The organism is Thermaerobacter subterraneus DSM 13965 (genome assembly GCF_000183545.2).
Classification (GTDB): domain Bacteria; phylum Bacillota; class Sulfobacillia; order Thermaerobacterales; family Thermaerobacteraceae; genus Thermaerobacter; species Thermaerobacter subterraneus.
Genome location: NZ_JH976536.1, coordinates 246,298 through 269,893, shown reverse-complemented (window position 1 = coordinate 269,893; position 23,596 = coordinate 246,298). Strand labels below are relative to the sequence as shown.

Here is a 23,596-nt window from a genome sequence, read left to right as displayed (position 1 = left end):
TCCGGCGGGCGGGGACCCAACGGGTGAGGGCAGGTGAGACCCCCTTGACGGTGATCTGGACGATCGCCGTCTTCGCGCTGCTCATCGTGATCCACGAGCTGGGCCACTTCTGGGCGGCCAAGCGAAGCGGCGTGCTGGTCCACGAGTTCGCCCTGGGTTTCGGGCCCCGGCTGGCCTTTGTGCGCCGGGGCGAGACGGAGTACAGCCTGCGGCTCCTGCCGCTGGGCGGGTTCGTCCGCATGGCGGGGATGCAGCCCGACGAGGAAGGGCTGGAGGACGTCCCGCCCGAGCGGCGCTTCCTCGGCCGGCCCCTGGGCGATCGGGTGAAGATCATCGCCGCGGGGCCGCTGATGAACGTGGCCCTGGCCATCGTGCTGTTCGCCCTGGTCTTTGCCGTCATCGGCGTCCCCGTGGCGCGGCCCGTGGTGGGGGAAGTGGTGCCGGGCTACCCCGCGGCGGAGGCGGGCCTGCAGCCCGGAGACCGCATCGTGGCCATCGACGGCCGGCCGGTCGAGTCCTGGGACCAGGTGGTGGCCGCCATCCGGGAGGCGGCCGGCCGGCCCGTCCAGCTCACCATCCAGCGCCAGGGCCGGGAACTGGCGGTCCAGGTGACGCCCCGCTCCGATCCCCGGCGCCCGGGAACCGGTGTGGTCGGCATCCGTCCCCTGGTGGAGACGGTGCGCACCGGGGTGGTGGAAGCCGTCAGCCGCGGCGCCCAGGCGACCTGGCAGGTGGCGGCGGGGTTCGTCACGGCGCTGGTCCACATGCTGACGGGGCGCGGCGGGTTCGACGTGATCGGCCCCGTGGGCATCGGGCAGCAGATCGGCGAGGCGGCCCAGGTGGGACTGAGCCAGGTGGTGTTGCTGGCGGCCATCCTTTCGGCCAACCTGGCGCTGGTCAACCTGCTGCCCGTCCCGGCCCTGGACGGGGGCCGTCTGGTGTTCCTTGTCGTGGAGGCGGTCCGCGGGCGGCCGGTGGATCCGGAGCAGGAGAACTTGATCCACTTCGTCGGCTTTGCCCTGCTGATGCTGCTGGCCATCGTGATCACCTACCGCGATCTCTTGCGACTGAACGCGTCGTGACCGCTCGGGGGTGGCCCCCAGAACGCCGGCGGGCCGGCCCCGCGCCCCGCAGCAGGCGGCCGGGGCCCGGCGGCGGGCGGCCCCAGCGGGCGGCCGCACCCGCCGCCCCGGCAGGGTGCCCCCCGGCGGGTGATCGCAGACCGGCGGCCCGGCCGGGCGGGCGCGCTGGTTTGACCGGAGGAAGGAGCCCCCATGATGGAACTCGGCCCCAAGCCGCGCCGGCGAACGCCCACCGTCTGGGTGGGCCCGGTGCCCATCGGCAGCGACCACCCGGTGGTCGTCCAGTCGATGACCAACACCGACACCGCCGATGCCGAGGCCACCGCCGCCCAGGTCATTGATCTGGCCCGGGCGGGCAGCGAGGTGGTCCGGATCACCGTCAACCGGGAGGAAGCGGCCGCGGCGGTGCCCCGCATCGTGGAGCGGGTGCGGGCGGCAGGGTATGCCACGCCCCTGGTGGGCGACTTCCACTACAACGGCCACGTGCTGCTCACCCGCTACCCCGAATGCGCCCGCGCCCTGGACAAGTACCGGATCAACCCGGGGAATGTGGGCGCCCGGCAAAAGGATCGCAACTTCGCCCAGATCATCGAGGTCGCCCTGAAGTATGAGAAGCCGGTGCGCATCGGGGTGAACTGGGGTTCCCTGGATCAAGACCTGCTGACGGAACTGATGGATGCCAATGCCCGCCGGCCCAACCCCCGCAGCGCCCGGGAAGTTCTGCTGGAGGCCATGGTGGAGAGCGCCCTACGCTCGGCCCGGTTGGCGGAGGAACTGGGCATGCCCCATGACCGCATCATCCTCAGCGCCAAGGTCTCCGAGGTCCAGGACCTGATCGCCGTCTACCGCACCCTGGCGGCCCGCTGCGACTACCCCCTGCACCTGGGCCTTACCGAGGCCGGCATGGGCATGAAGGGCATCGTGGCCAGCACGGCGGGCCTGGCGGTGCTGCTGCAGGAGGGGATCGGGGACACCATCCGCATCTCCCTGACGCCCACCCCGGGCGGCGACCGGGCGGAGGAGGTGCGGGTGGCCCAGCAGATCCTCCAGTCCCTGGGCCTGCGGACCTTCGTGCCCCAGGTCAGTTCCTGCCCCGGCTGTGGTCGTACCACCAGCACCTTCTTCCAGGAGATGGCCCGGGACGTGCAGGCCTACATCCAGCGGCGCCTGCCCGAGTGGCGCCGGCGCTACCCCGGCGTGGAGACCCTGAAGGTGGCGGTCATGGGCTGTGTGGTGAACGGCCCCGGGGAGAGCCGCCACGCCGACATCGGCATCTCCCTGCCGGGCACCTTCGAAGAGCCCACCGCTCCGGTCTTCATCGACGGCGAGAAGTACACCACCCTGCGGGGCGACGACATCGTGCCGCGGTTTCTCCAGATCCTGGAGGACTACGTCGCCCGCCGCTTCGGCCGTAACGGGGAAGGAAAGGGGGCGGCCGCTCCGGCCGGTCGGGAAGCGGCGGCTCCGACCCGCCGCGGCGAGGAGGATGCCGGCGGAGAGGCCGCAGGACCCGCAGCCCGCAGCGGGGGAGGACGCCCCGGCAGGCCCGCCGCCGGTACCCCGGCCGGCCGCGCCGGTGGCCGGGCCGCCGGCACGTAGACCGGCCGCACCGGCGGCCCCGCCGCCGGCCGAATCTTGTTCGGCCCCCAGGGACATGGTAGGAATAAGAGGAGAAAGGTGGCAGGACAGGCCCTGGGGCGCTGGGCCGGAGGGTCTCCCAGGCCGAGCCCGGCCGTCGACGTTCCGGGTCACAGGTGCCGGCCTTTCGTCCGACGCGGGCGAAAGGCCTTTTTGGCGCCCGGGTGCCGGCGGGGCGGCGGGTGTCGCGGGAAAGCCCCGGACCGGGACCCGTGCCCTGGGAACGACCCCCAGGGCCGGGGCCAGGGCGCCCTGGGCGGCCCCGGCCGCCCAGCCTGCAGCCAAGCCTGCAACCAGGAGCCGCGATGCAAGACGGGAGGCGGAGCCCATGCGGTGGACCCGGCTGCTGATTCCCACCCTGCGGGACGACCCGGCCGAAGCGGAGATCGCCAGCCACCGCCTGATGTTGCGGGCGGGATTGATCCGGCGGGTGACGGCCGGCATCTACGAGTGGCTGCCCCTGGGCCGGCGGGCGGTGGTCAAGGTGGAGACCATCGTCCGGGAGGAGATGAACCGGAAGGGCGGCCTGGAGGTCGGCCTGCCCATCGTCCAGCCGGCGGAGCTCTGGCGGGAGACGGGCCGCTGGGCCCAGTACGGCGAGGAGATGTGGCGCCTCAAGGACCGGCACGGCCGCGAGTACTGCCTGGGGCCGACCCACGAGGAGATCATCACCGACCTGGTGCGGGCCACGGTCAGCTCCTACCGGCAACTGCCCCTGTTGCTCTACCAGATCCAGAACAAGTACCGGGACGAGATCCGGCCCCGCTTCGGCGTGATGCGCGCCCGGGAGTTCATCATGAAGGACGCCTACTCCTTCGACGTCGATGCCGAGGGGCTGGAGCGCAGCTACCAGGCCATGGACGACGCCTACCGACGCATCTTCAGCCGCTGCGGCCTGGTCTTCCGGCCGGTGGCGGCCGATCCGGGCGCCATCGGCGGCTCGGGCACCCACGAGTTCATGGCCCTGGCGGACTACGGGGAGGCCCTGATCGTATACTGCGATGCGTGCGGTTACGCGGCCAACGTGGAGAAGGCCACCAGCCGCCTGGCCCCGCCCGTCGACGAGGCGCCCCGGCCCCTGGAGAAGCGGGCCACGCCGGGCGTCCGCACCATCGCCCAGCTGGCCGAGGCGGAGGGCATCCCGCCCCAGCGCCAGATCAAGATCCTGTTCTACTGGGCGATCTACGACGGGCGGGATCCTCAGCTGGTGGCGGCCCTGGTGCGCGGGGACCGCGAGCTCAACGAGGTGAAGTTGAAGAACGCCACCGGCGCCCTGGACGTGCGGATGGCCTCCCGGGAGGAGGTGCTGGAGGTGGCCGGGGCCCCCACGGGGTCGGCGGGGCCGGTGGGCCTCAAGGGCGTGCCCGTGCTGGCCGACGAGGAAGTGATGGCCCTGCGCAACACCGCCTGCGGCGCCAACGAGGAAGGCTACCACTTCTTCAACGTCAACCCGGGCCGGGACTTCACCCCCGACCGGGTGACGGACCTGCGCCTGGTGGGCGCGGGCGACGCGTGTCCCGAGTGCGGCACGCCCATGGCCGCGGCCCGGGGGATCGAGGTGGGCCAGATCTTCAAGCTGTGGACCAAGTACAGCGAGGCCCTGGGCTGCACCTTCAAGGACGCCGACGGCCAGGAGCGGCCCATGGTGATGGGCTGCTACGGCATCGGCATCACGCGGACGGTGGCGGCGGTCATCGAGCAGCACCACGACGAGAAGGGCATCATCTGGCCCATGTCCGTGGCGCCGTACCACGTGGTGGTGGTGCCGGTCAACTATGCCGAACCCGACCAGCGCCAGGCCGCCGAGCGGGTCTACGGCCAGCTGCTCGAGGCGGGCGTGGAGGCGGTGCTGGACGACCGGGACGAGCGGCCCGGCGTCAAGTTCAACGACGCCGACCTGATCGGGTTCCCCCTGCGGGTCACCGTGGGGCCGCGCGGCCTGGTGGAGGGCAAGGTCGAGGTGGTGGAACGGGCTACCGGCCGGGCCACGCCGGTGCCGGTGGACCAGGCGGCGGCCGAGGTGGCTCGCCGGGTGCGGCAGGCCCTGGATGAGCTGAACCGGCGGGACGGCTCGGTGGGCAAGCGTTAAGGAGGCCCGCACCGGAGAGCGGAGGGAGACGGCAGGCCCTGGGCCGGGGCGGGCGGCCGCCGGGTCCGGGAGGCGAAGGAGGGCGGCCATGCGGCCGGAAGCAAGCTGGGTCGACCTGCAAAGCCTGGCCCTGTCCCTGGCCCTGGGCCTCCTGGTAGGCCTGGAGCGGCACCGGGCGGGCAAGGAACTGGGTATGCGCACCTTCGCCTTCACCGCCCTGGCCGGGACCCTGGCGGCCTCCACCGAACCGCCCTACCGGTTGCCCTTCATGCTGGCCGTCCTGGCCTTCACCGCCCTGGTGGTGCTGATCAACAGCTGGCAGAACCTGCGCGCCCACGAAAGCGTCGAGATCACCACCTCCGTGGCCCTCCTGCTCACCGCCCTGAACGGCATCCTGGTGGGCCGCGGCCAGATCTTCACGCCCGTGGCGGCCACCATCCTGATGCTGCTCCTGCTTTCCTGGAAGGAGGAGCTGGTGGGCTGGACGGCCCTGATCTCCCGGGACGAGGTCCACGCGGCCATCTACCTGGGGGTGATCTCCTTTGTCATCCTGCCCGTCCTGCCGGACGAGCCCGTCGACCCCTGGGGCCTGTTCGACCTGCGCCGGGTGTGGCTCATGGTGGTGCTGATCTCGGCCATCGGGTTCGCCAACTACGTGCTCCTGCGGGTCTACGGCGCGCGGGGCGTCACCTACACGGGCTTCCTGGGCGGGCTGGTGAACAGCACCGCCACCGTGGCCGAGATGGCCCTCAAGGTCGGTGCGAACCCGCCGCTGGAGCGGTTTGCCTTCCGCGGCGTGATGCTGGCCAAGGCGGCGATGTTCATCCGCAACGGCCTGGTCCTGGGCCTGTTCGCTCCCGTGGCCCTGCCCTACGGCCTCCTGCCCGTGGGGCTCATGCTGGTCCTCGCCCTGGTGCTGGCCGCCCGGGCCCGGGTGCCGGCCGGGGAAGAAGCGCCGGAGGTCCGGCTGACCTCGCCCTTTTCGGTGCGGGCGGCCCTGGAGTTCGGGCTGGTGTTTCTGGTGCTGAACGTCATCGCCACCCTGGGCCAGCGGTACCTGGGCACCGCCGGGTTCTACGGCGTGAGCTTCCTCGGCGGTCTGGTGTCCAGCGCCTCCAGCGCCGCCACCGCCGCCAACCTGGCCGCCCAGGGCCGGATCGCACCGTCCCAGGCCGCCTACGGCACCGTTCTGGCCTCCCTGGCCAGCGCCGTCATCCTGGTGCCCATCGTCCAGCGGGCGGCCCGGGGCACGGCCCTGGGCCGCCAGCTCCTGATCACCATCGTAGGGATGGTGGTGGCGGGGGGGCTGGGCTTGCTGCTGAACCCCCTCTTCCTGGCGGCCACCGGCCTGGCGCCGTAGCGGGCCGGCCCGTGGGGCGGGGCTTGCCGCGGCATGATCAGGTCCCGGCCCCCGGCGACGCCTTCGGCGACCTGGCGCAGACGCAGGCTGGGCTGACGTCGGCCGGAGCTTGGTGCGGGCCCGGGCCCGGCTGCCCGGGGGAGCCGGGCGCCGGAGCCTCCAGCCCCGGACCGCAGCTTGGTTGCCGGCCCCTGGGGCCTGTGGTATACTCGCCCCAAGGTAGCGCCCTCAGGGCGCTGGTCTTGCTTCTGGGCAGGTGCGCCCGGCCCCGTGGCCGGCGCGGGCGCCCGTTGCGGGGTCCGGCGGTAGGCCGGAAGGTGGCTGGTTCGTCCCCGCCGGGCCATGCCGCCAACCAGCGATGGTCCCGGAAGAGTGGGTTCTGCGCCCACTCTTTTCGATCGTTATGGGGCGGTGTCGTGTAAGCCGGGTGGCGGGACCGGCCCGCCCGCCGGGGAACGCCCGGGGGACGCCGGGCGGCCGGGGCAGGCCGGTCCGGCGGGCCACCCGCGGGGAGGCGACAGGGTGAGCAACCGCAAGGTGGAGGCGGCCGTCGCCCAGCTGGCGGAGCCCCTGGCCGAGCAGCGGGGGCTGGTCCTGCTGGACGTGGAGTACCGCCGGGAGGGCGGGCGCTGGTTCCTCCAGTGCGTGGTGGACCGGGAGGGCGGCGTGACCATGGATGAGTGCGCCGCCTTCAGCGAGGCGCTGGATCCGGTGCTGGAGGGTGTGGACGGCCTGGCCGAGGACGTGGTGGTGGAGGTCATGTCCCCGGGCCTCGACCGCACCCTGCGCAACGATCGGGAGTTTGCCTGGTTCCGGGGGCGCGAGGTGGAGGTGACCACCTACCGCCCCGTGGACGGCCGGCGGCGATTCCAGGGTCGCCTGGAGGGACTGGAAGACGGGCACGTGGTGGTCGCCGGCCGGGAGGGGATCCACCGCATTCCCCGCGACGCGGTGGCCAAGACCCAGCTTCAGGTGCGGATCTAGGCCGTGGACGCGGAATGCGTCGCGGTCCCCGGCCAGGGCGACGGGTCCGGTGTCAGGGGAAAGGAGGCGCCTGGCCGCCCATGAATGCGGAATTCATTGAGGCGCTGGAGGATCTGGAGCGGCAGAAGGGCATCGACAAGGATACGCTGCTGGAGGCGATCGAAGCGGCGCTGGTGGCGGCCTTCCGCCGCCATTTCGGCACGGCCCAGAACGTGGCCGTGCGCATCGACCGGGAGACGGGCGAGATCCGGGTGGTGGCCCGCCGCGACGTGGTGGAGGAGGTGGAGGATCCTTCGACCCAGATCAGCGTGGCCGAAGCCCGGGAGATCGACCCCCGCTACAAGCCCGGGGACGTGGTGGAACAGGAGGTCACGCCGCGGGACTTCGGCCGCATCGCCGCCCAGACCGCCAAGCAGGTCGTCCTGCAGCGGATCCGCGAGGCCGAGCGCGACCTCATCTATGAAGAGTTCATCGCCCGCGAGGGCGACATCGTCACCGGCGTGGTGCAGCGGGTGCAGGGGCGCAACGTCTTCGTCGACCTGGGCCGGACCGAGACGGTGCTGTTCCCGTCGGAGCAGATTCCCGGCGAGCGCTACCGGCCGGGCGACCGGATCAAGGTGTACATCGTGGAGGTGCGCAAGACCCCCAAGGGGCCGCAGATCCTCATCTCCCGCAGCCATCCCAACCTGATCAAGCGCCTCTTCGAGCTGGAGGTGCCGGAGATCCACGACGGCATCGTAGAGATCAAGGAGGCGGTGCGGGAACCCGGCGTCCGGGCCAAGGTGGCCGTGGACACCCGGGACGAGCGGGTCGACCCCGTGGGGGCCTGCGTCGGGCCCCGGGGCGCCCGGGTCCAGGCGGTGGTGGCGGAGCTGCGGGGCGAGCGCATCGACGTGATCCGCTGGGCGGAGGAACCCGAGCAGTTCGTGGCCAACGCCCTGTCCCCGGCCAAGGTGACCCGGGTGATCCTGGAACCCGAGACGCGGGTGGCCCGGGTGATCGTGCCCGACCACCAGTTGTCCCTGGCCATCGGCAAGGAAGGCCAGAATGCCCGCCTGGCCGCCCGGCTGACGGGCTGGAAGATCGACATCCACGCCGAGTCCCAGGCGGCCGAGTGGCTGGCCCGGGAGGACGACTGGGACATCGACGCCGTGCTGGCCGGATCCGGCGGGGAGGGTCGGGAAGGCACCGCCGGTGACGACGACCTGGACGAGCTGTTCGGCGGCGGGGCCTTCGGCGACGCCGGCGACGGCGGCGGTGCGGGCGGCGAGAACTGGGACTGGTGGTCTGGCGACGGGGACCGCGGGGATGATCACGGCGCCGGGGCCGCTGAGGAATGGGCCGGGGAGGATGGCTCCGGCGGTTGGGATGCGGCCGGCGACGGCGGCGACAGCCGCTGGGAGGAAGGCGACGGGACGGCAGGCAACTGGGACGGCGAGGGGCCGGCGGAGGACCAGGATGGCAGCCCGCGCGCGGGCACGCCCGGCCCGGAATCGAGGTGACGGCCCGTGCCAAGGCACATTCCGCAGCGGACCTGCATCGGCTGCCGGGCAGTGCGGCCCAAGCGGGAGTTGCTCCGGGTGGTGCGCACCCCGGAGGGTGAGGTGGTCTTCGACCCCACGGGCCGGCGGGCCGGGCGGGGAGCGTACCTCTGTCCCGACCCGGCGTGCCTGGACCGGGCCCTGAGGGCTCGGGAGCTGGGACGGGCGCTGAAGATCGATCTGGACGCCGCCGCGGTGGAGGCCTTGCGGCGCCAGCTGGCGGAACTGGTGACGGGAGCGGATGCCGGTGCCGGGCGGTAGGGGTGATCCGCGGGGACTCATCGGGCTGGCCCGCCGCGCCGGCCGGTTGGCGGCGGGGGATCACGCCGTCCGTCACGCCTTCCAGCAGGGGCGGGCGGCGCTGGTGGTGGTGGCGGCCGATGCAGGGGCTGCATGCCACCGCCGCTTCGCGCGGCTGGCGGCCCGGGATGCCGTGCCCCTGGTGGTGTGGGGCGGGAAGGGCGAGCTGGGTGCGCTAGCCGGCCGGCCCCAGTGCGCGGTGCTGGCCGTGACGGACAAGGGACTGGCCGCAGCCCTGCGGGAACGGCTAACGGCCGGGGCCGGAGGAACGGGCGCAGAATCGGGGGGTGAGCCGTTTGTCACGCAGCATTCGCATCTATGAACTGGCTCGCAAGCTGGGTGTGCAGAGCAAGGAGATCCTGCGCATCCTGCACGACGAGCTGAACATCGACATCCAGAACCACATGAGCACCATCAACGACCAGGTGGCGCGCCGGATCACCCAGATTCTGCGCGGCGACTCCGGGCCTGCAGGCCAGGGATCGCAGAACGGGGGTACGCCGAGGTCCGGCGCCGCACCGGCCGGGGGACCTGGAAGATCCGGCAGCGGGACCGGCGGGGCGGCCGCGGGCCGGGGCACGCCACCAGCAACGGACGGCAACGGCGGGCGGGCTCCGGCCGCGGCCCAGGGATCCCGGCCGGGTACGCCGCCGGCCTCCCGGCCGGGCGGGCCGGCAGCGGGCTCGGGCCCCCGGCCTGCCGGCGCAGCTGCCGGCGGCGCGCCGGGGGCCGGCAGGCCAAGCGGGATGCCGAACCCGGCGACAGCAGGCCGGCCGCCCGCCGGCGGGCGGCCGGGTGATGCCCGTGCCCAGGGGGCCGCGCCCGGGGCAGCGGCGGGAACGGGCCGGCCGGCCGGCCCGCAGCACGCTGCCGGGAGGGCGGGTGCGCCCGGCGGGGCGGGCAACGGCATGAGCACCCGGCCTGCGGCTCCCTCCCGGCCCGGCGGGGGGCCGGGAGCACCGGCTACCCGGGCGGGCCCGGGCTCTGGCGCAGCGCGCCCCGGTGCACCGGGGGCGCCCGGGGGGCCCGTGGCGCCCAGGCAGGGGGCCGGGCCGGGCGGTGCACAAGCCCCCGGCGGGCGTCCGGCCGCGCCGGCCGGAGGGCGTCCGGGAGCCGGTGCGCTCCCTGGGGCGGCGGCCGGGCCGGCTGGTGCCGGAGGGGTGCCACCCGCCGGCCCGGCCCGGGGCGGGCCGCAAGGATCCGCCGCCGCGGGGGCTGCCGGCTCGCGCCCCCAGTCTCCAGGAGGCCCGGCCGGGTCCATGCCGGGACGGGGGCCGCAGCCGGCGGGAGCCCAGGGCCGGGGCGCTCCCAGGGGAGGGCCGGCGCGGGGCGAGCGCCGGGATGACCGCCGGGGCGACCGGCCCGGGCGGCCCGGCCGCCCAGGCGAGGGCTGCCCGGGCGACGCCCGTGCATCACCCCGCTCGCATGCCGGCCGCGCGCCGCCCCGCCGGCCACCCGCCGCCGGCCGCCCGGGCCCGGCTCAAGGCCGCCCGGCCGGGGCCGGCGGGCCGCGGGGTGGTGCCGCCGGCCGCCCGGGCGGCCCCCGGCCCGGCGGTGGCCGCCCGGGCGGCGGGTTTGCGGCGCCGCGGCCCGGTGGCGGGCGGCCGGGTGCGGCCGGCAGGCCTGGCGCCGGCCGGCCGGCAGCCGGTGCCCGGCGTGGAGCCAAGCGCAAGGAATACGAGCGGGATGAGCGGGAGTTCCTGGAGGACGAGGACGACGGGCGTCTCTTCGGCGGCCGTAAGGAGGAGCGGCGCCGGCGCCGGGCCCAGGACGATGCCACCCACGAGATCCGCCACGGCTCCCGGGTGGGCGGCGAGGTGACGCTGACCGGTGCCGTGACCGTGGGCGCCTTTGCGGAGCTGCTGGGCCTGACCCCCGCCCAGGTGATCCAGACCCTGATCGGCATGGGCGTCATGGCGGCGATCAACCAGGAGATCGATGCCTCCGTGGCGGCCAGGGTAGCCGAGAAGTTCGGCTTCACGGTGAAGATCCAGGAGCCCGAGCCGGAGCTGGCCAGGAAGGCCGACCCGGCGGCCGCCGAGGAGGATCCGGAGCGGCTCAAGCCGCGCTGGCCCGTGGTGACGGTGCTGGGCCACGTGGACCACGGCAAGACGTCCCTGCTGGACCGCATCCGGAGCACCCGGGTCACGGCCCAGGAGGCGGGCGGCATCACCCAGCACATCGGCGCCTCGGTGGTGGAGGTGGGCGAGAAGAAGATCGTCTTCCTCGACACCCCGGGCCACGAGGCCTTCACCGCCCTGCGGGCCCGCGGCGCCCAGGTGACGGACATCGCCGTGCTGGTGGTGGCTGCCGACGACGGCGTCATGCCCCAGACCGTCGAGGCCATCAACCATGCCCGGGCGGCGGGCGTGCCTATCGTGGTGGCCATCACCAAGATCGACAAGCCGGAGGCCAACCCCGACCGGGTCCGGCAGCAGCTGGTGGAATACAACCTGGTGCCCGAGGAATGGGGCGGCGACACGGTCATGGTCGAGGTGTCGGCCCACACCGGCCAGGGCATCGCCGAGCTGCTGGAGATGATCCTGCTGGTGGCCGAACTGCAGGAGCTCAAGGCCAACCCCGACCGGCCCGCGGTGGGTACCGTGATCGAGGCCAAGCTGGACCGCGGCCGCGGCCCGGTGGCGACGGTCCTGGTCCAGACGGGCACCCTGCGGGTGGGCGACGCCTTCGTCTGCGGCACGACCTACGGCCGGGTCCGCGCCCTGTTCGACGACCGCGGCCGGCCGGTGGAGGAGGCGGGCCCCTCCACGCCGGTGGAGGTGCTGGGGGCCTCGGAGGTGCCGGAAGCCGGCGACCGGCTGGAAGTGGTGGCCGACGAGCGGGAGGCGCGGGAGATCGCCACCCGGCGCCAGGAGGAACGGCGCCAGGAGGAGATGCGGGCCGCCCGCGGCCTGACCCTGGAGCAGTTCTCCCAGCAGGCCGGCGGCGACGCGGGCGAGCGGGAGCTGCGCCTGATCGTCAAGGCCGACGTGCAGGGCTCGCTGGACGCCCTGATCCCGGCCCTGGAGCGCCTCTCCACCGACGAGGTCTACGTCCGGGTGCTGCACACCGGCCTGGGCGCCATCAGCGAATCCGACGTGATGCTGGCCGCCGCCTCGCGGGCCGTCGTGGTCGGGTTCAACGTCCGGCCCGATGCCAACGCCCGGCGGGCGGCGGACCAGGAGAACGTGGAGATCCGGACGTACCGGGTCATCTACGAGCTGCTGGACGACGTCAAGAAGGCCCTGCAGGGCCTGCTCAAGCCGGAGATCCGGGAGGTCGTCCTGGGGCAGGCGGAAGTCCGCGCCACCTTCAAGGTGCCCGGGGTAGGAACGGTGGCCGGTTGTTACGTCACCGACGGCAAGATCGCCCGCAACGCCCGGGTCCGGGTGATCCGCGACGGGACGGTGATCTACGAGGGCCGCATCGCCTCCCTCAAGCGGTTCCAGGACGACGTGCGCGAGGTGGCCCAGGGCTACGAGTGCGGCGTGGGCATCGAGCGTTTCAACGACATCAAGGAGGGCGACGTCCTGGAGGTGTTCCAGGAGCAGGAGGTGGCCCGGGCCCTCTGATGCCCCGCCGACCAGGCAAGGTGCCTGGATCGTCCGTCCTGGGCCCCGGGTCCCGGGGCCGGGGCCGGGGCCGGGAGGTGGCGGCATGGCGGCCTTCGTAGGCCTGTGCCAGGTGACCCTGACGGTTCCGGGCAGCACGTCCCTCAAGGACAAGCGCCGGGTGCTGCGTAGCATCGTGGACCGGTTGCGGCAGCGGTACGCCCTGGCCGTGGCGGAAGTGGGCTCCCAGGACGCCTGGCAGCGGGCGGACATCGCCTTTGCCTGCGTGAGCGCAGAGCCGTCCCGCTGCGAGGCCATCCTGGCGGAGTGCGTCCGCTGGCTGGAGACCCGGTCCGACATCGAGCTGGTGCACGTGGAGACCGAAATCCTTTGACGCCCCGGCCGGCTCGTCCGGGCTTCGAGGGCCCGCCGGATGGAACATCCCGCCGGGCCGGAGTCTAGGGGAGCCAGGAAACCTGTCCCGCCGCAGGCCGGCCGGCTTACCGGCCCTGCGGGGGGCGGCGCGGGGCTTGGGGCAGGTGATGGGCGTGTCGGCGAAGCGCCACCAGCGGGTGGCCGATGCCATCCAGGAGGCCCTGGCGGAGATCCTGCGCCGGGTCAAGGATCCCCGGGTGGGGATGGCCGCGGTGACGGGTGTCGAGCTGTCCCCCGACCTGCGCCACGCCCGGGTCCGTATCAGCGTCATCGGCGACGAGGCGGAGCGCCAGCGGACCATGGAAGGGCTTGAACACGCCCGCGGTTTCATCCGTTCCGAGCTGGGCCGGGCGGTGCGCCTGCGCCACGTGCCGGAGCTGGACTTCCGCCTGGACGATTCGGCCGCGTACAGCGTCCGGATCGCTCAGATCCTGCGGGAGATTCGTCCGTCCGACGACGTCTCCGCTCCCGGTCCGGACCGGGCGGAGGCGTCCCGCGAGGAGGATGCCCATTGATGGCCGGCGTGGTGGACGGCCCGGCGGGGCCGGAGGAACCCGGCGCGGCGGGCGAGCCTGCCGGCGCCGCGCTGGGGCAGGTGGTGGAGGCGCTACGGGCGGGGCGGCGCTTTGCCCTGTTCCTCCACCTCTCACCCGACGGAGACAGCATCGGCTCGACCCTGGCCCTGGGGCTGGCCCTGGAGCGCCTGGGCAAGCGCACGGTCTGGGTGGGGGCGGACCTGCCCGGCGACGCCTACCGTTTCCTTCCGGGAAGCGAGCGGTTCCGTCTCTGGAACGAGGTGGAGGAGGACTGGTCCCAGTACGATGCGGCGGTCCTGCTGGACTGCGCCGACCTGGATCGGGTGGGGCCGGCCCGCTCGGCCATCGAGCGCATCGGCCGGGTGATCAACGTCGACCATCACCCGTCCAACCGGCGGTACGGCGACATCAACTACATCGAACCCGGGGCGGCGGCCGTGGGGGAGATCACCGCGCGGCTGATCGACGCCCTGGGCGTGCCGCTGGACGCCGCCATGGCCTACGGGCTCTATACGGCCATCCTGACCGACACCGGCTCGTTCCAGTACGAGAACACGCGGCCGGAGACCCTGCGCCTGGCCGCCCGCCTGCTGGAGCTGGGCGTCGAGCCCCAGCGGGTGTCCCAGTCGGTCTTCGAGCAGCGGCCCCTGCGTGTCCTGCGGCTGCTCCGGGAGGCCCTGGGTACCCTGGAGGTGGGTGCCGGCGGCCGCCTGGCCTGGATGACCGTCTCCCGGGCCATGCTGGACCGGGCCGGCGCCCAGCGGGGGGACACGGAGGGGTTCGTCAACTACCCGCGCTCGCTGGCGGGGGTGGAGGTCGCCCTCCTCTTCCTGGAGGAGCCCGACGGCCGGGTGCGGGTCAGCTGGCGTTCCAACCGGGAGGTCGATGTCAGCCAGCTGGCAGCCCGCTTCGGCGGCGGCGGTCACGCCCGGGCGGCGGGGTGCACCCTGGCCGGACCGCTGGACCGGGCCCGGGTGCAGGTGCTTCAGGAGGTCGCCCGCTACCTGGAAGAACAGGCCGCCGGGACCCGCGACGAGGGGACCCGGGGCCGGGCGGCCCCGGGCGGGGAGGGGCGCCTGTGACCGGCGCCGGCCGCAGCCGGCGCGCCGCCGGTTCGTCCGGTGGGGTCGTGCCGGTGCTCAAGCCGCCGGGCATGACCTCCCACGACGTGGTGGACTGGTGCCGCCGCCTTTTCGGCCTCCGCCGGGTGGGCCACGCCGGTACCCTGGACCCGGCCGCCGCGGGCGTGCTGGTGATCTGCCTCGGGCCGGCCACCCGGCTGGCGGAGTATTTGAGCGAGGCTCCCAAGGCATACAGGGCGGAGATCTGGCTCGGGGTGACCACCGACAGCCTGGACAGCGAGGGGCAGCGGGTGGAACCGCCCGGGCCGCCATCCCGGCCGGCGGCTGCGCTGGACGAGGGCACGGTGCGGCGAGCGCTGGCCATGCTCAGCGGCCCCCAGCTGCAGGTGCCGCCGGCGGTGAGCGCCGTCCGGCAGGACGGCCGGCGAGCCTACCACCGCCACCGTGAGGGTGAGGCGGTCGAACTGGAGGCGCGGCCGGTGACCGTCTACCGGTTCGAGCTGCTGGCGTGGTGGCCCGGTCCGGTGCCACGCCTGCTGGCCGATGTGGTGTGCAGCAAGGGCACCTATGTGCGGGCCCTGGCGCGGGATCTCGGCCGGGCCCTGGGCGTGCCCGCCCTCCTGGGGGCGCTGGTGCGTACGGCCCAGGGTGCCTTCCGCCTGGAGCAGGCCGTGACCCTGGAAGACCTGGCCGCGGCGGCGGGGGAGGGGCCCGCCCTGGTGGCCGGGGCCGGCGCCCGCGGTCCCGTCGTGCCGCCGGCCCAGGCCCTTGCCTTCCTGCCGGCCTGGGTGCTGGACCCGGGCGAGGCACGGCGGGTGGTCCAGGGCGGGCGGCCCCGGGTGCGCAGCCGGCCGTGGGACCGGCCGCCGGAGGCGGGCATGGCCATGGCGGGGGACGCCGGCGCCGGCGAAGGCGCCGCCACTGGCGACGGCGCCGCCACCGGCGCCCCGGCCGGGGCCTGCGTTCCCCGGCCGGAAGGCGGCAGGGCCGGGGCCCCGCCGCCGGTGACGCCGCTCCCCCAGGGGACCCCGACCCCTCCGGTCCCGCAGGTTCCGCCGGTTCCGGCCGGGGCCGGGACCCGGCGGGAACCGGGGGCGGGCGGCGGGGCCGCCGCGCCCCGGGTGCGCCTCCTGGACGAGGAGGGGCACCTCCTGGCGGTGGCCCGGCTCCAGCGGGCCGGACCGGGCTGGGCGGCGGTGCCGGAAAAGGTTTTCCCTCCGGAGCTCCGGCAGCGGGGGCGGGAGGAGAGGTAGGAGGCCGGCCGGCCGCGCCGCCGGGCCGGAGGGGCAGCGCCGCTCCCCGGTGAGGGGGCGGCCGGACCCCGAGGGCGGAACGCATCGTGACGGGCTAGGAGAGTGGGCATGGAGGTCATCCACGGAATCGCCGGCTGGCGGGATGGGCAACCCACCTGCGTCGCCATCGGAACCTTCGACGGCGTCCACCGCGGCCATCAGGCCCTGCTGCGCGGCGCCGTGGCCGCTGCCCGGGCGCAGCAGGCGGTGGCGGTGGCCCTGACCTTCGACCCGCACCCGCTGGCCGTGCTGGCGCCCGACCGGCTGCCGCCGCTTCTGGGGACCCTGGACGACAGGCTGGCCCTGTTCGCGTCCCTGGGCATCGACCGGACGCTGGTGGCCCGGTTCGACCACGCCCTGTCGCAAACGACGGCCGAGGACTTCGCCCGGGAGGTGCTGGCGGGGAAGCTTCAGGCCCGGGCCGTGTTCGTCGGATACAATTTCCGGTTCGGCCGGGGTGGCCAGGGTACGCCGGCCGACCTGGAGCGCTGGGGAAGCCAGTGGGGGTTCTGGACCCACACGGTGCCGCCGGTGCGGGTCGGCGCCCAGCTGGTGTCCAGCAGCTGGGTGCGCAGCCTGCTGGAGATGGGACAGGTGGAGATCGCGGCCACCGCCCTGGGACGGCTTTATTCCGTGGCCGGGCGGGTGGTGCGGGGGGAGGGCCGCGGTGCCGGCCTGGGCTTTCCCACGGCCAACCTGGAGCTGGCGCCGGGGCTGGCCCTGCCGGCGGCCGGCGTCTACGCCGTGTGGGTGCGCACGCCCGGCGGCCTGGAGCCCGGGGTGGCCAACCTGGGCCGGCGCCCCACCTTCGGCGGCGGCGCCTTGCGCCTGGAGGTCCACCTGCTGGATGGGGCAAGGGACCTCTACGGCCAGGTCCTGCGGGTGGGCTTCGCCCGCCGCCTGCGGGAAGAGCGCCGGTTTTCGGGTCCTGAGGAGCTGGCCCGGCAGATTGCCCGAGACGTGGCGGCGGCCCGGGAGGCGCTGGGCACGCCGCCCGAGGGAGATCCCCTGCTGGGGGCGGTGCCGCCGCAGGGCGCCACGCCCGCGCCGGGGCCGGAGGAGCCGCCCCGCTAGCGGCGGCGGGCCGGACGGGACGGGGCCGTTTGCCAACCCGCGGCGCCGTTGTTACAATCTTTTCGACCTTGCATGCGGCCGGGCGCGCACCCGCAAGCCGGGTGCCGGGAGCCGGCGCGGGTCCCGGGCGGCGATCCTCCGGCGAGGCCGGCCGTTCCTCCGGCGGCGGCCTGGCCGGGCGGGGATGCCCGGGCCCAGGGAAAAGGAGGAACCCCGATGGCCCTGAGCCAGGAGCGGAAGCAGCAGCTGATCAAGGAGTTCGCCCAGCACGAGCAGGACACCGGTTCCCCCGAGGTCCAGGTGGCGATCCTGACCGAGCGCATCAACGAGCTGACCGAGCACCTGCGCCGCCACAAGAAGGACCACCATTCCCGCCGGGGGCTGCTCAAGATGGTGGGCAAGCGCCGCCGCCTGCTGCAGTACCTGAAGAGTCGCGATGCAGAGCGGTATCAGGCCGTCATCACACGCCTCGGCCTGAGGCGGTAGGTTTGCCGGCAAGAGCGGGCACCCGCCCGCTCTTGCCCTTTCCTGGAGGGGAGGGCCCGACGACTTGACAATGGAGACCATGGAGACCCAGGCAGGCGACTCGAAGAAGGTCTTCCGCACCGAGCTGGCCGGCCGGCCGCTGGTGGTGGAGATCGGCCAGCTGGCCCAGCAGGCCAACGGCAGCGCCCTGGTGCGTTACGGCGACACGGTGATCCTGGCCACGGCCACGGCTTCCAAGGAGCCTCGCCAGGGCATCGACTTCTTTCCCCTGCGGGTGGACTGGGAGGAGCGCCTGTATGCGGCCGGGCGCATCCCCGGTTCCTTCTTCCGCCGGGAGGGCAAGCCCAGCGAGCGCGCCATCCTTTCGGGGCGGCTGACGGACCGGCCCCTGCGCCCGCTGTTCCCCAAGGGGTACCGCAACGACGTGCAGATCATCGTCACCACCCTTTCCTACGACGACGACTGCTCTCCCGAGATCGCCGGCATCATCGGCGCCTCGGTGGCCCTGGGGATCTCCGACATCCCGTGGAACGGGCCGGTGGGGGCCGTGGAGGTGGGCCTGCTGGACGGCGAGCTGGTGATCAACCCCACCGCCGCCCAGCGGGAGCACAGCCGTCTCGACCTGACGGTGGCGGGCACCCGCGACGCCATCAACATGGTGGAAGCCGGGGCCCACGAGGTGCCCGAGGCGACCATCCTGGATGCGATCTTCCGGGGCCACGAGGAGATCCGGCGCCTGGTGGAGTTCCAGGAGGCCATCATCGCCCAGTGCGGCAAGCCCAAGGCGGAGCCCGTGCTCTACGAGCCCGACCCCAACGTGGCGGTGGCGGTGCGCGCCCGGTATACCGAACGGTTGCGGGCGGCCATCAACCATCCGGACAAGCAGGCCCGGGAACAGGCCGTGGACGAGGTCAAGAAGACCGCCCTGGAGGAGCTGCTGGCCGAGTTTCCCGAGGCCGAGCTGGACATCAAGCACGTGCTGGACGACGTCCTCAAGGAGATCGTGCGGCGCCAGATCCTGGACGAGGGGATCCGGCCCGACGGCCGCCGCCCCGCCGAGATCCGGCCCATCCACGTGGAGGTGGGCCTGCTGCCCAGGGCCCACGGCTCGGGCCTGTTCCAGCGGGGCCAGACCCAGGTGCTGACGGTGGCCTCCCTGGGCGCCCCCGGCGACCGGCAGATGCTGGACACCCTGGGCCAGATCGAAGAGTTCAAGCGCTACATGCACCACTACAACTTCCCGCCCTACAGCACGGGCGAGGTGGCGCCCCTGCGGGCGCCCAGCCGGCGGGAGATCGGCCACGGCGCCCTGGCCGAGCGCGCCCTGGTGCCGGTTCTTCCCGACGAGCTGGACTTCCCCTACACCATCCGCCTGGTGTCGGAGGTGTTGAGCTCGAACGGCTCCACCTCCATGGCCAGCACCTGCGGCAGCACCCTGGCCCTGATGGATGCCGGCGTGCCCATCAAGGCGCCGGTGGCCGGCGTGGCCATGGGCCTGATCAAGGAAGGCGACCGCTTCGCCGTCCTGACGGACATCCAGGGCATCGAAGACCATCTGGGCGACATGGACTTCAAGGTGGCCGGCACCCGGGAGGGCGTCACGGCGATCCAGATGGACATCAAGATCGCCGGCGTGGACCGGGCGGTGCTGGAGACGGCCCTGGAGCAGGCGCGGGCGGGCCGGCTGTTCATCCTGGAGAAGATGCTGGCCGTCATCGACAAGCCGCGACCGGAACTGTCGCCCTACGCGCCGCGGATCATCATCATGCAGATCCCGGTGGAGAAGATCCGCGAGGTCATCGGCCCCGGCGGCCGCATGGTGAACCGCATCGCCGACGAGTGCGGGGTCAAGATCGACATCGAGGACGACGGCAAGGTCTACATCGCCGCCCAGACCCAGCAGGGCGGCCAGAAGGCGAAGGAGTGGATCGAGCAGATCGTCGCCGACGTGGAGGTGGGCAGCGTCTACCTGGGCAAGGTGACGCGGCTCATGACCTTCGGCGCCTTCGTGGAGATCCTGCCGGGCAAGGAGGGGCTGGTCCACGTCTCGCGCCTGGCGCCCCAACGGGTGCCCAAGGTGGAGGACATGGTCCGCCCCGGCGACACGGTGCTGGTCAAGGTGGTGGAGATCGACGACCTGGGCCGGGTCAACCTCTCGCGCAAGGACGCCATCGAGGAGCAGCCCGAGAAGAAGCACATGGAGCAGCTCAGCGGCCCGCGGGCCCACGACTTCGACGAGCCGGTGACCGTGGCCGGGCCGGGCGAGCGGCGAGGTCCTGCCGGCCGCAACGGGCGGCCCGGAGGCGGGCCGGGGGGCGGCATGGGCGGACCCCGGGGGCGCCGGCGCCGGTGATGGCCGGCCGGGGAGGCCGGCTCCGGCGGCGCGGGCCCAACCCGATGAAGCTTCCCCGTGGCGGGAAGCTTTTTCTTTGACCGCACGCGCCCCCGCCGGGGGAGGGGAAGGAGGTCGGGGATGAACGGAGGGCACGGCGTGCCGGCGGCCGCTGCCTGGACCGGCACGCCCTACCGCATCACCACACTGCCCAGCGGCCTGCGGGTGGTCACCGAGACGGTGCCCGGGGTGCGCTCGGTGACGCTGGGCATCTGGTTCCGCACCGGGTCCCGGTTCGAGCCGGAGGAGCAGGCCGGGATCGCCCACCTGCTGGAGCACATGGCCTTCAAAGGAACCGAATCCCGCAGCGCCCGGGAACTGGCCGAAGCGGTGGACCGGGTGGGCGGGCAGATGAACGCATATACGTCGAAGGAGGATACGTCCTTCTACATCAAGGTGCTGGATGAGCACTTCGGCCTGGGCATGGAGATCCTGGCGGACATGCTCCTGCACTCGCGGCTGGACGGCGAGGAGCTGGAGAAGGAGAAGCGGGTCATCCTGGAAGAGATCAAGATGTACGAAGATGACCCGGAGGACGTGGTCCACGACCTGGCGGTGCGGACCCTGTGGCCGGGTCATCCCCTGGGCCGACCCGTGATCGGGTTCGAAAGCACGGTGGGCGCCGTGGACCGTGAGGCCCTGGTGGATTTCTGGCGCCGGCACTACGAGCCCGGCCGCACCGTCATCGCCGCCGCCGGCCACATAAGCCACCAGCAGGTGTTGGAGGAGGTCCAGCGCTGGTTCGGCAGCTGGGCCCGGACCGGGGAGCGGGCCCGCCAAACGCCTCCCGTGCCCCAGGCGGCCGAGGCCTGGCGACAGAAGCCTGTCGAGCAGGTGCACCTGTGCGTGGTGGCGCCGGCAGCCGCCTACGGGAGCGACGAGATCTACCCGGAGATGGTGCTGTCCAGCATCCTGGGCGGTGCCTCCAGCTCGCGCCTCTTCCAGGTGATCCGGGAGGACCACGGCCTGGCCTACTCGGTGTACACCTATCACGTCAGTTACTCCGATGCGGGCGTCTTCGGCCTCTACGCTGCCACCAGCCCCGATACGGCGGCGCGGGTGCTGGAGCTGGTGGGCCGGGAATGCCGCAAGGTGCGCCGGGAGGGTGTGACCGCCGCGGAGCTGGCCCGGACCCGCGACCAGATCAAGGCCAACCTGCTGATGGGGCTGGAGAGCACGGGCAGCCGGATGAACCGGCTGGGCCGCACGCTGCTGATGCTGGACCGGGTGGTGACGGTAGAGGAAGTGGTTCGCCGGGTCGAAGCGGTCACCGCCGAGCAGGTGGCCGCCGCGGCGGAACGGCTCCTGGATCCGGACCGCTGGGTCGTGGCAGGTGTGGGGCCGGCGGAATCTTTGCCCTTGCGGGAGTGGCTGGCATGACGGGCGGCAGCCACCAGCCGGCCGCTGCCGCGGGGGGAGTGCCCGTGGCGGTGCGCCGCGTCCATCCCCGGGCGCAGTTGCCCCGCTATGCCACCGAGCTGGCGGCGGGTTGCGACCTGGTGGCGGCGCTGGATGAACCGGTCCGCATCCCGCCCGGGGGCACCTGCCGGGTGCCCACGGGCCTGGCCATCGCCCTCCCGCCCGGCTACGAGGCCCAGGTCCGGCCGCGCAGCGGCTGGGCCGCGCGCCATGGCCTCACCGTGCTCAACGCTCCCGGCACCATCGACGCCGACTATCGGGGCGAGATCCAGGTGCTGCTGGTCAACCTGGGCCGGGAGCCCGTCACCGTCGCGCCGGGCGACCGCATCGCCCAGCTGGTGGTGGCGCCGGTGGCGCGCGCGTACTTCGTCGAGGTGGAGAGCCTTCCCCCGACCCCCCGCGGGGAGGGGGGCTTCGGCAGCACGGGACGGTGAGGGCGGGGGGGCACCGTGGGTTCCGGGGGGCGGGGCGCCGTGCGCTGGACGCAGCTGGCGGGCAAGGAGATCATCGACATCACCCACGCCCGGCGCCTGGGGCGGGTGGCCGACGCCGACCTGGTGTTCGACCCGGCCACGGGCCAGGTGGTGGAGCTGCGCCTGGCCGGGCCACCCCGCCCCTTCTGGCGCGGCGGGCGGCGGGTCCTGGTGATCCCGTGGCCGGCCATCCGCCGCATCGGCGAAGATCTGGTTCTGGTGGAATTGCCAGCCGCAGCAGACCCTGAGACCGGCGTGCGCGAGGGCGGTGCGCATTAGCCCGGGAATCGGGGTGCAGGCTACCACCGGGTGCCCTGCACCGGGCACCGGAAGGGGGTAGCACGGTTGGCCAAGACGGTCATTGGTTCCTTTGACAAGCGGCAGCAGGCGGAAGCGGCGGTGGAGGCCCTCAAGGCGCGGGGCGTGAAGGAGCAGGAGATCTCCCTGGTCTCCCGGCGGGAGGGCGGCCGGGATGCCGGCAACGGCGATCCGTCCTTCACCAACCAGTCGCTGAGCGAGGGCACGGCGTGGGGCGCCGGTCTGGGCGCGGGCGCCGGCCTCCTGGCTTCGGCCGGCGCGCTGGCCATCCCCGGCATCGGTCCCCTGGTGGCGGCCGGGCCTCTGGCGGCCACCCTCTCGGGCGCGGCGGCCGGCGGCCTGGCGGGTGGCCTGGTGGACTGGGGCATTCCCGAGGCCGAGGCCCGGGAGTTCGAGAACAAGGTGAAGCAGGGCAAGACCCTGTGTGCCGTGCGCTGCGAGGACGCCCAGGTCAACGACGTGGCCCAGGTGCTCCGCCAGCACGGCGCCGCCGACGTCAAGACCCATCCTGCTGCCCGCTGACCCGCGAGCAGGCGCACGGAGCCCGGCCGTGGCCCAAGGCCGGCCCTGCCGCACCCTTGAACAGCCCGCGGCGTTCCGGGGTTTCCCGCCCCGGAACGCCGCGTTGCGTATAATGGAGGAGATTGGGACGGAGCCGCCGGCGCGCCCTGGGGTGATGCCGCGCCTTGCCCTGGACGGCCGGATCCCCTGGCGCCGCGGCTGCGGAGGGATGGGTATTGGTGCGCGTGATCGTGTGCGGCGCCACCGGGCAGACGGGCAGCGCCATCACCCGCGGGCTCCTGGCTGAACCCGACGTCCAGCTGGTCGGGGCCGTGGCCTCCCACGGCGCCCCGGACGTGGGCGTCGAGGTGGGCGCCGGCCCGGCTGGCGTCCCCCTGGACACCGACCTGGCCGCCGTGCTGGCCCGCACGGAGGCCGACGTCCTGGTGGACTTCACCGTGGCGCCGGTGGCGGAGCGGCACCTGCGCCTGGCGGTGGAACACGGCGTGGCCCCGGTGGTGGGCACCACCGGCCTGTCCGCCGAGGTGCTGTCGGCCCTGGAGGAAGCCTGCCGCCAGCGGGGACTGGGCGCGGCCGTCATCGCCAACTTCTCCCTCGGGGCCATGCTGCTGGCCCAGCTGGCCGCCCTGGCGGCGGAGCTGCTGCCGGACCTGGAGATCATCGAACTGCATCACGACCGCAAGCGGGACCGGCCTTCGGGGACGGCCCTGCGCCTGCGGCAGCGCCTGGAGGCGGTGACGGGCCGGCCGGCACCCGTCCACAGCGTGCGCCTGCCCGGCCTGGTGGCGCATCACCGGGTGATCCTGGGGGGGCGCGGCGAGGTGCTGACCATCGCCCACGACAGCCTGAGCCGCGACTCCTTCGTGCCCGGCGTCCTGCTGGCCGTCCGGCACGTGCGCCAGCTGGCGGGCCGGGTGGTCTACGACCTGGAGGAACTGGTGGCCTTGCCGGCGCGCCGGGGCGGCGAGCCGGGCCGTGGTGCGGTCCGGCGGCGGCGGGGGTGACGGGGGTGGAGGCAGCGG

21 protein-coding genes and 1 pseudogene are annotated in these 23,596 nt (G+C 73.7%); all 22 read left to right on the top strand.

Going from position 1 to position 23,596, the window contains the following annotated elements; translation table 11 throughout:
• The first annotated feature begins 50 nt into the window (after window positions 1-50).
• The 22 genes and pseudogenes from rseP (at window position 51) to dapB (ending at window position 23,578) form a co-directional block, all read left to right on the top strand.
• Window positions 51-1,082 carry an RIP metalloprotease RseP gene (gene rseP / locus THESUDRAFT_RS11375; protein ID WP_242823422.1) on the top strand — a complete coding sequence of 344 codons (1,032 nt, stop codon included), beginning with the start codon at window positions 51-53 and terminating at the stop codon, window positions 1,080-1,082.
• Between the two features lie 192 nt (window positions 1,083-1,274).
• Window positions 1,275-2,681 (top strand): flavodoxin-dependent (E)-4-hydroxy-3-methylbut-2-enyl-diphosphate synthase, encoded by a 1,407-nt coding sequence (ispG, locus tag THESUDRAFT_RS11370; protein ID WP_006904940.1) that lies wholly within the window; start codon window positions 1,275-1,277, stop codon window positions 2,679-2,681.
• Window positions 2,682-3,048: 367 nt separating this feature from the next.
• A complete protein-coding gene (locus THESUDRAFT_RS11365) occupies window positions 3,049-4,809 on the top strand; it encodes a proline--tRNA ligase (protein WP_006904939.1) in 1,761 nt (586 codons plus the stop codon).
• A gap of 88 nt (window positions 4,810-4,897) precedes the next feature.
• Window positions 4,898-6,169, top strand: coding sequence for an MgtC/SapB family protein (locus tag THESUDRAFT_RS11360; protein ID WP_006904938.1), 1,272 nt, complete (start codon window positions 4,898-4,900; stop codon window positions 6,167-6,169).
• A 522-nt stretch (window positions 6,170-6,691) separates the two neighbouring features.
• Window positions 6,692-7,153, top strand: a complete 462-nt coding sequence (locus THESUDRAFT_RS11355; RefSeq protein ID WP_006904937.1) for a ribosome maturation factor RimP — start codon at window positions 6,692-6,694, stop codon at window positions 7,151-7,153.
• Window positions 7,154-7,233: 80 nt separating this feature from the next.
• Window positions 7,234-8,655, top strand: a complete 1,422-nt coding sequence (gene nusA / locus THESUDRAFT_RS11350) for a transcription termination factor NusA (protein WP_006904936.1) — start codon at window positions 7,234-7,236, stop codon at window positions 8,653-8,655.
• Between the two features lie 6 nt (window positions 8,656-8,661).
• Window positions 8,662-8,955, top strand: a complete 294-nt coding sequence (rnpM, locus tag THESUDRAFT_RS11345) for an RNase P modulator RnpM (RefSeq protein WP_006904935.1) — start codon at window positions 8,662-8,664, stop codon at window positions 8,953-8,955.
• Window positions 8,942-9,316: a L7Ae/L30e/S12e/Gadd45 family ribosomal protein gene (locus tag THESUDRAFT_RS11340; RefSeq protein ID WP_006904934.1), complete on the top strand. Its 375-nt coding sequence runs from the start codon at window positions 8,942-8,944 to the stop codon at window positions 9,314-9,316. Before rnpM ends, THESUDRAFT_RS11340 begins: the two co-directional genes overlap by 14 nt.
• Window positions 9,282-9,383 (top strand): annotated as a pseudogene (locus tag THESUDRAFT_RS15320) (translation initiation factor IF-2 N-terminal domain-containing protein); the annotation flags it as partial. The gene THESUDRAFT_RS11340 and the pseudogene THESUDRAFT_RS15320, both read left to right, overlap by 35 nt.
• Window positions 9,384-10,253: 870 nt before the next feature.
• A complete protein-coding gene (gene infB, locus THESUDRAFT_RS11335) occupies window positions 10,254-12,566 on the top strand; it encodes a translation initiation factor IF-2 (protein ID WP_006904933.1) in 2,313 nt (770 codons plus the stop codon).
• An 85-nt stretch (window positions 12,567-12,651) separates the two neighbouring features.
• Entirely contained in the window at window positions 12,652-12,939 is a 288-nt protein-coding gene (locus THESUDRAFT_RS11330) for a DUF503 domain-containing protein (protein WP_006904932.1), read from the top strand.
• Window positions 12,940-13,087: 148 nt separating this feature from the next.
• Entirely contained in the window at window positions 13,088-13,495 is a 408-nt protein-coding gene (gene rbfA, locus THESUDRAFT_RS11325; RefSeq protein ID WP_156821958.1) for a 30S ribosome-binding factor RbfA, read from the top strand.
• Window positions 13,495-14,598: a DHH family phosphoesterase gene (locus THESUDRAFT_RS13970; protein WP_006904930.1), complete on the top strand. Its 1,104-nt coding sequence runs from the start codon at window positions 13,495-13,497 to the stop codon at window positions 14,596-14,598. The genes rbfA and THESUDRAFT_RS13970 overlap by 1 nt, the downstream gene beginning before the upstream one ends.
• Window positions 14,595-15,851, top strand: coding sequence for a tRNA pseudouridine(55) synthase TruB (gene truB / locus THESUDRAFT_RS14765; RefSeq protein ID WP_006904929.1), 1,257 nt, complete (start codon window positions 14,595-14,597; stop codon window positions 15,849-15,851). Before THESUDRAFT_RS13970 ends, truB begins: the two co-directional genes overlap by 4 nt.
• A 108-nt stretch (window positions 15,852-15,959) precedes the next feature.
• Complete coding sequence (locus THESUDRAFT_RS11310; RefSeq protein WP_006904928.1) at window positions 15,960-16,964, top strand: bifunctional riboflavin kinase/FAD synthetase; 1,005 nt, start codon at window positions 15,960-15,962, stop codon at window positions 16,962-16,964.
• A gap of 216 nt (window positions 16,965-17,180) precedes the next feature.
• Window positions 17,181-17,450: a 30S ribosomal protein S15 gene (gene rpsO / locus THESUDRAFT_RS11305; protein WP_006904927.1), complete on the top strand. Its 270-nt coding sequence runs from the start codon at window positions 17,181-17,183 to the stop codon at window positions 17,448-17,450.
• A gap of 70 nt (window positions 17,451-17,520) precedes the next feature.
• On the top strand, window positions 17,521-19,803 hold the full coding sequence (locus THESUDRAFT_RS11300) for a polyribonucleotide nucleotidyltransferase (RefSeq protein WP_083855442.1): 2,283 nt from the start codon (window positions 17,521-17,523) through the stop codon (window positions 19,801-19,803).
• A 120-nt stretch (window positions 19,804-19,923) separates the two neighbouring features.
• The gene (locus tag THESUDRAFT_RS11295; RefSeq protein ID WP_006904925.1) at window positions 19,924-21,222 is read left to right on the top strand and encodes a M16 family metallopeptidase; all 1,299 of its coding nucleotides are present in this window, start codon (window positions 19,924-19,926) and stop codon (window positions 21,220-21,222) included.
• Window positions 21,219-21,695: a dUTP diphosphatase gene (dut, locus tag THESUDRAFT_RS11290; RefSeq protein WP_006904924.1), complete on the top strand. Its 477-nt coding sequence runs from the start codon at window positions 21,219-21,221 to the stop codon at window positions 21,693-21,695. The genes THESUDRAFT_RS11295 and dut overlap by 4 nt, the downstream gene beginning before the upstream one ends.
• 39 nt (window positions 21,696-21,734) lie before the next feature.
• On the top strand, window positions 21,735-22,013 hold the full coding sequence (locus tag THESUDRAFT_RS11285; protein ID WP_040827807.1) for a YlmC/YmxH family sporulation protein: 279 nt from the start codon (window positions 21,735-21,737) through the stop codon (window positions 22,011-22,013).
• Between the two features lie 66 nt (window positions 22,014-22,079).
• The gene (locus THESUDRAFT_RS11280; protein WP_006904922.1) at window positions 22,080-22,574 is read left to right on the top strand and encodes a DUF1269 domain-containing protein; all 495 of its coding nucleotides are present in this window, start codon (window positions 22,080-22,082) and stop codon (window positions 22,572-22,574) included.
• 218 nt (window positions 22,575-22,792) lie between these two features.
• Window positions 22,793-23,578, top strand: coding sequence for a 4-hydroxy-tetrahydrodipicolinate reductase (gene dapB, locus THESUDRAFT_RS11275; protein ID WP_242823407.1), 786 nt, complete (start codon window positions 22,793-22,795; stop codon window positions 23,576-23,578).
• Window positions 23,579-23,596: the final 18 nt, after the last annotated feature.

What these genes read in the sequence shown, in the direction of transcription:
- THESUDRAFT_RS11360 (WP_006904938.1), top strand. Translation starts at nt 4,898, where the DNA reads ATGCGGCCGGAAGCAAGCTGGGTCGACCTGCAAAGCCTGGCCCTGTCC.
- nusA (WP_006904936.1), top strand. Translation starts at nt 7,234, where the DNA reads ATGAATGCGGAATTCATTGAGGCGCTGGAGGATCTGGAGCGGCAGAAG.
- rpsO (WP_006904927.1), top strand. Translation starts at nt 17,181, where the DNA reads ATGGCCCTGAGCCAGGAGCGGAAGCAGCAGCTGATCAAGGAGTTCGCC.
- THESUDRAFT_RS11300 (WP_083855442.1), top strand. Translation starts at nt 17,521, where the DNA reads ATGGAGACCATGGAGACCCAGGCAGGCGACTCGAAGAAGGTCTTCCGC.
- THESUDRAFT_RS11330 (WP_006904932.1), top strand. Translation starts at nt 12,652, where the DNA reads ATGGCGGCCTTCGTAGGCCTGTGCCAGGTGACCCTGACGGTTCCGGGC.
- THESUDRAFT_RS11310 (WP_006904928.1), top strand. Translation starts at nt 15,960, where the DNA reads ATGGAGGTCATCCACGGAATCGCCGGCTGGCGGGATGGGCAACCCACC.
- dut (WP_006904924.1), top strand. Translation starts at nt 21,219, where the DNA reads ATGACGGGCGGCAGCCACCAGCCGGCCGCTGCCGCGGGGGGAGTGCCC.
- rbfA (WP_156821958.1), top strand. Translation starts at nt 13,088, where the DNA reads ATGGGCGTGTCGGCGAAGCGCCACCAGCGGGTGGCCGATGCCATCCAG.
- THESUDRAFT_RS11295 (WP_006904925.1), top strand. Translation starts at nt 19,924, where the DNA reads ATGAACGGAGGGCACGGCGTGCCGGCGGCCGCTGCCTGGACCGGCACG.
- infB (WP_006904933.1), top strand. Translation starts at nt 10,254, where the DNA reads ATGCCGGGACGGGGGCCGCAGCCGGCGGGAGCCCAGGGCCGGGGCGCT.
- THESUDRAFT_RS13970 (WP_006904930.1), top strand. Translation starts at nt 13,495, where the DNA reads ATGGCCGGCGTGGTGGACGGCCCGGCGGGGCCGGAGGAACCCGGCGCG.
- ispG (WP_006904940.1), top strand. Translation starts at nt 1,275, where the DNA reads ATGATGGAACTCGGCCCCAAGCCGCGCCGGCGAACGCCCACCGTCTGG.
- THESUDRAFT_RS11365 (WP_006904939.1), top strand. Translation starts at nt 3,049, where the DNA reads ATGCGGTGGACCCGGCTGCTGATTCCCACCCTGCGGGACGACCCGGCC.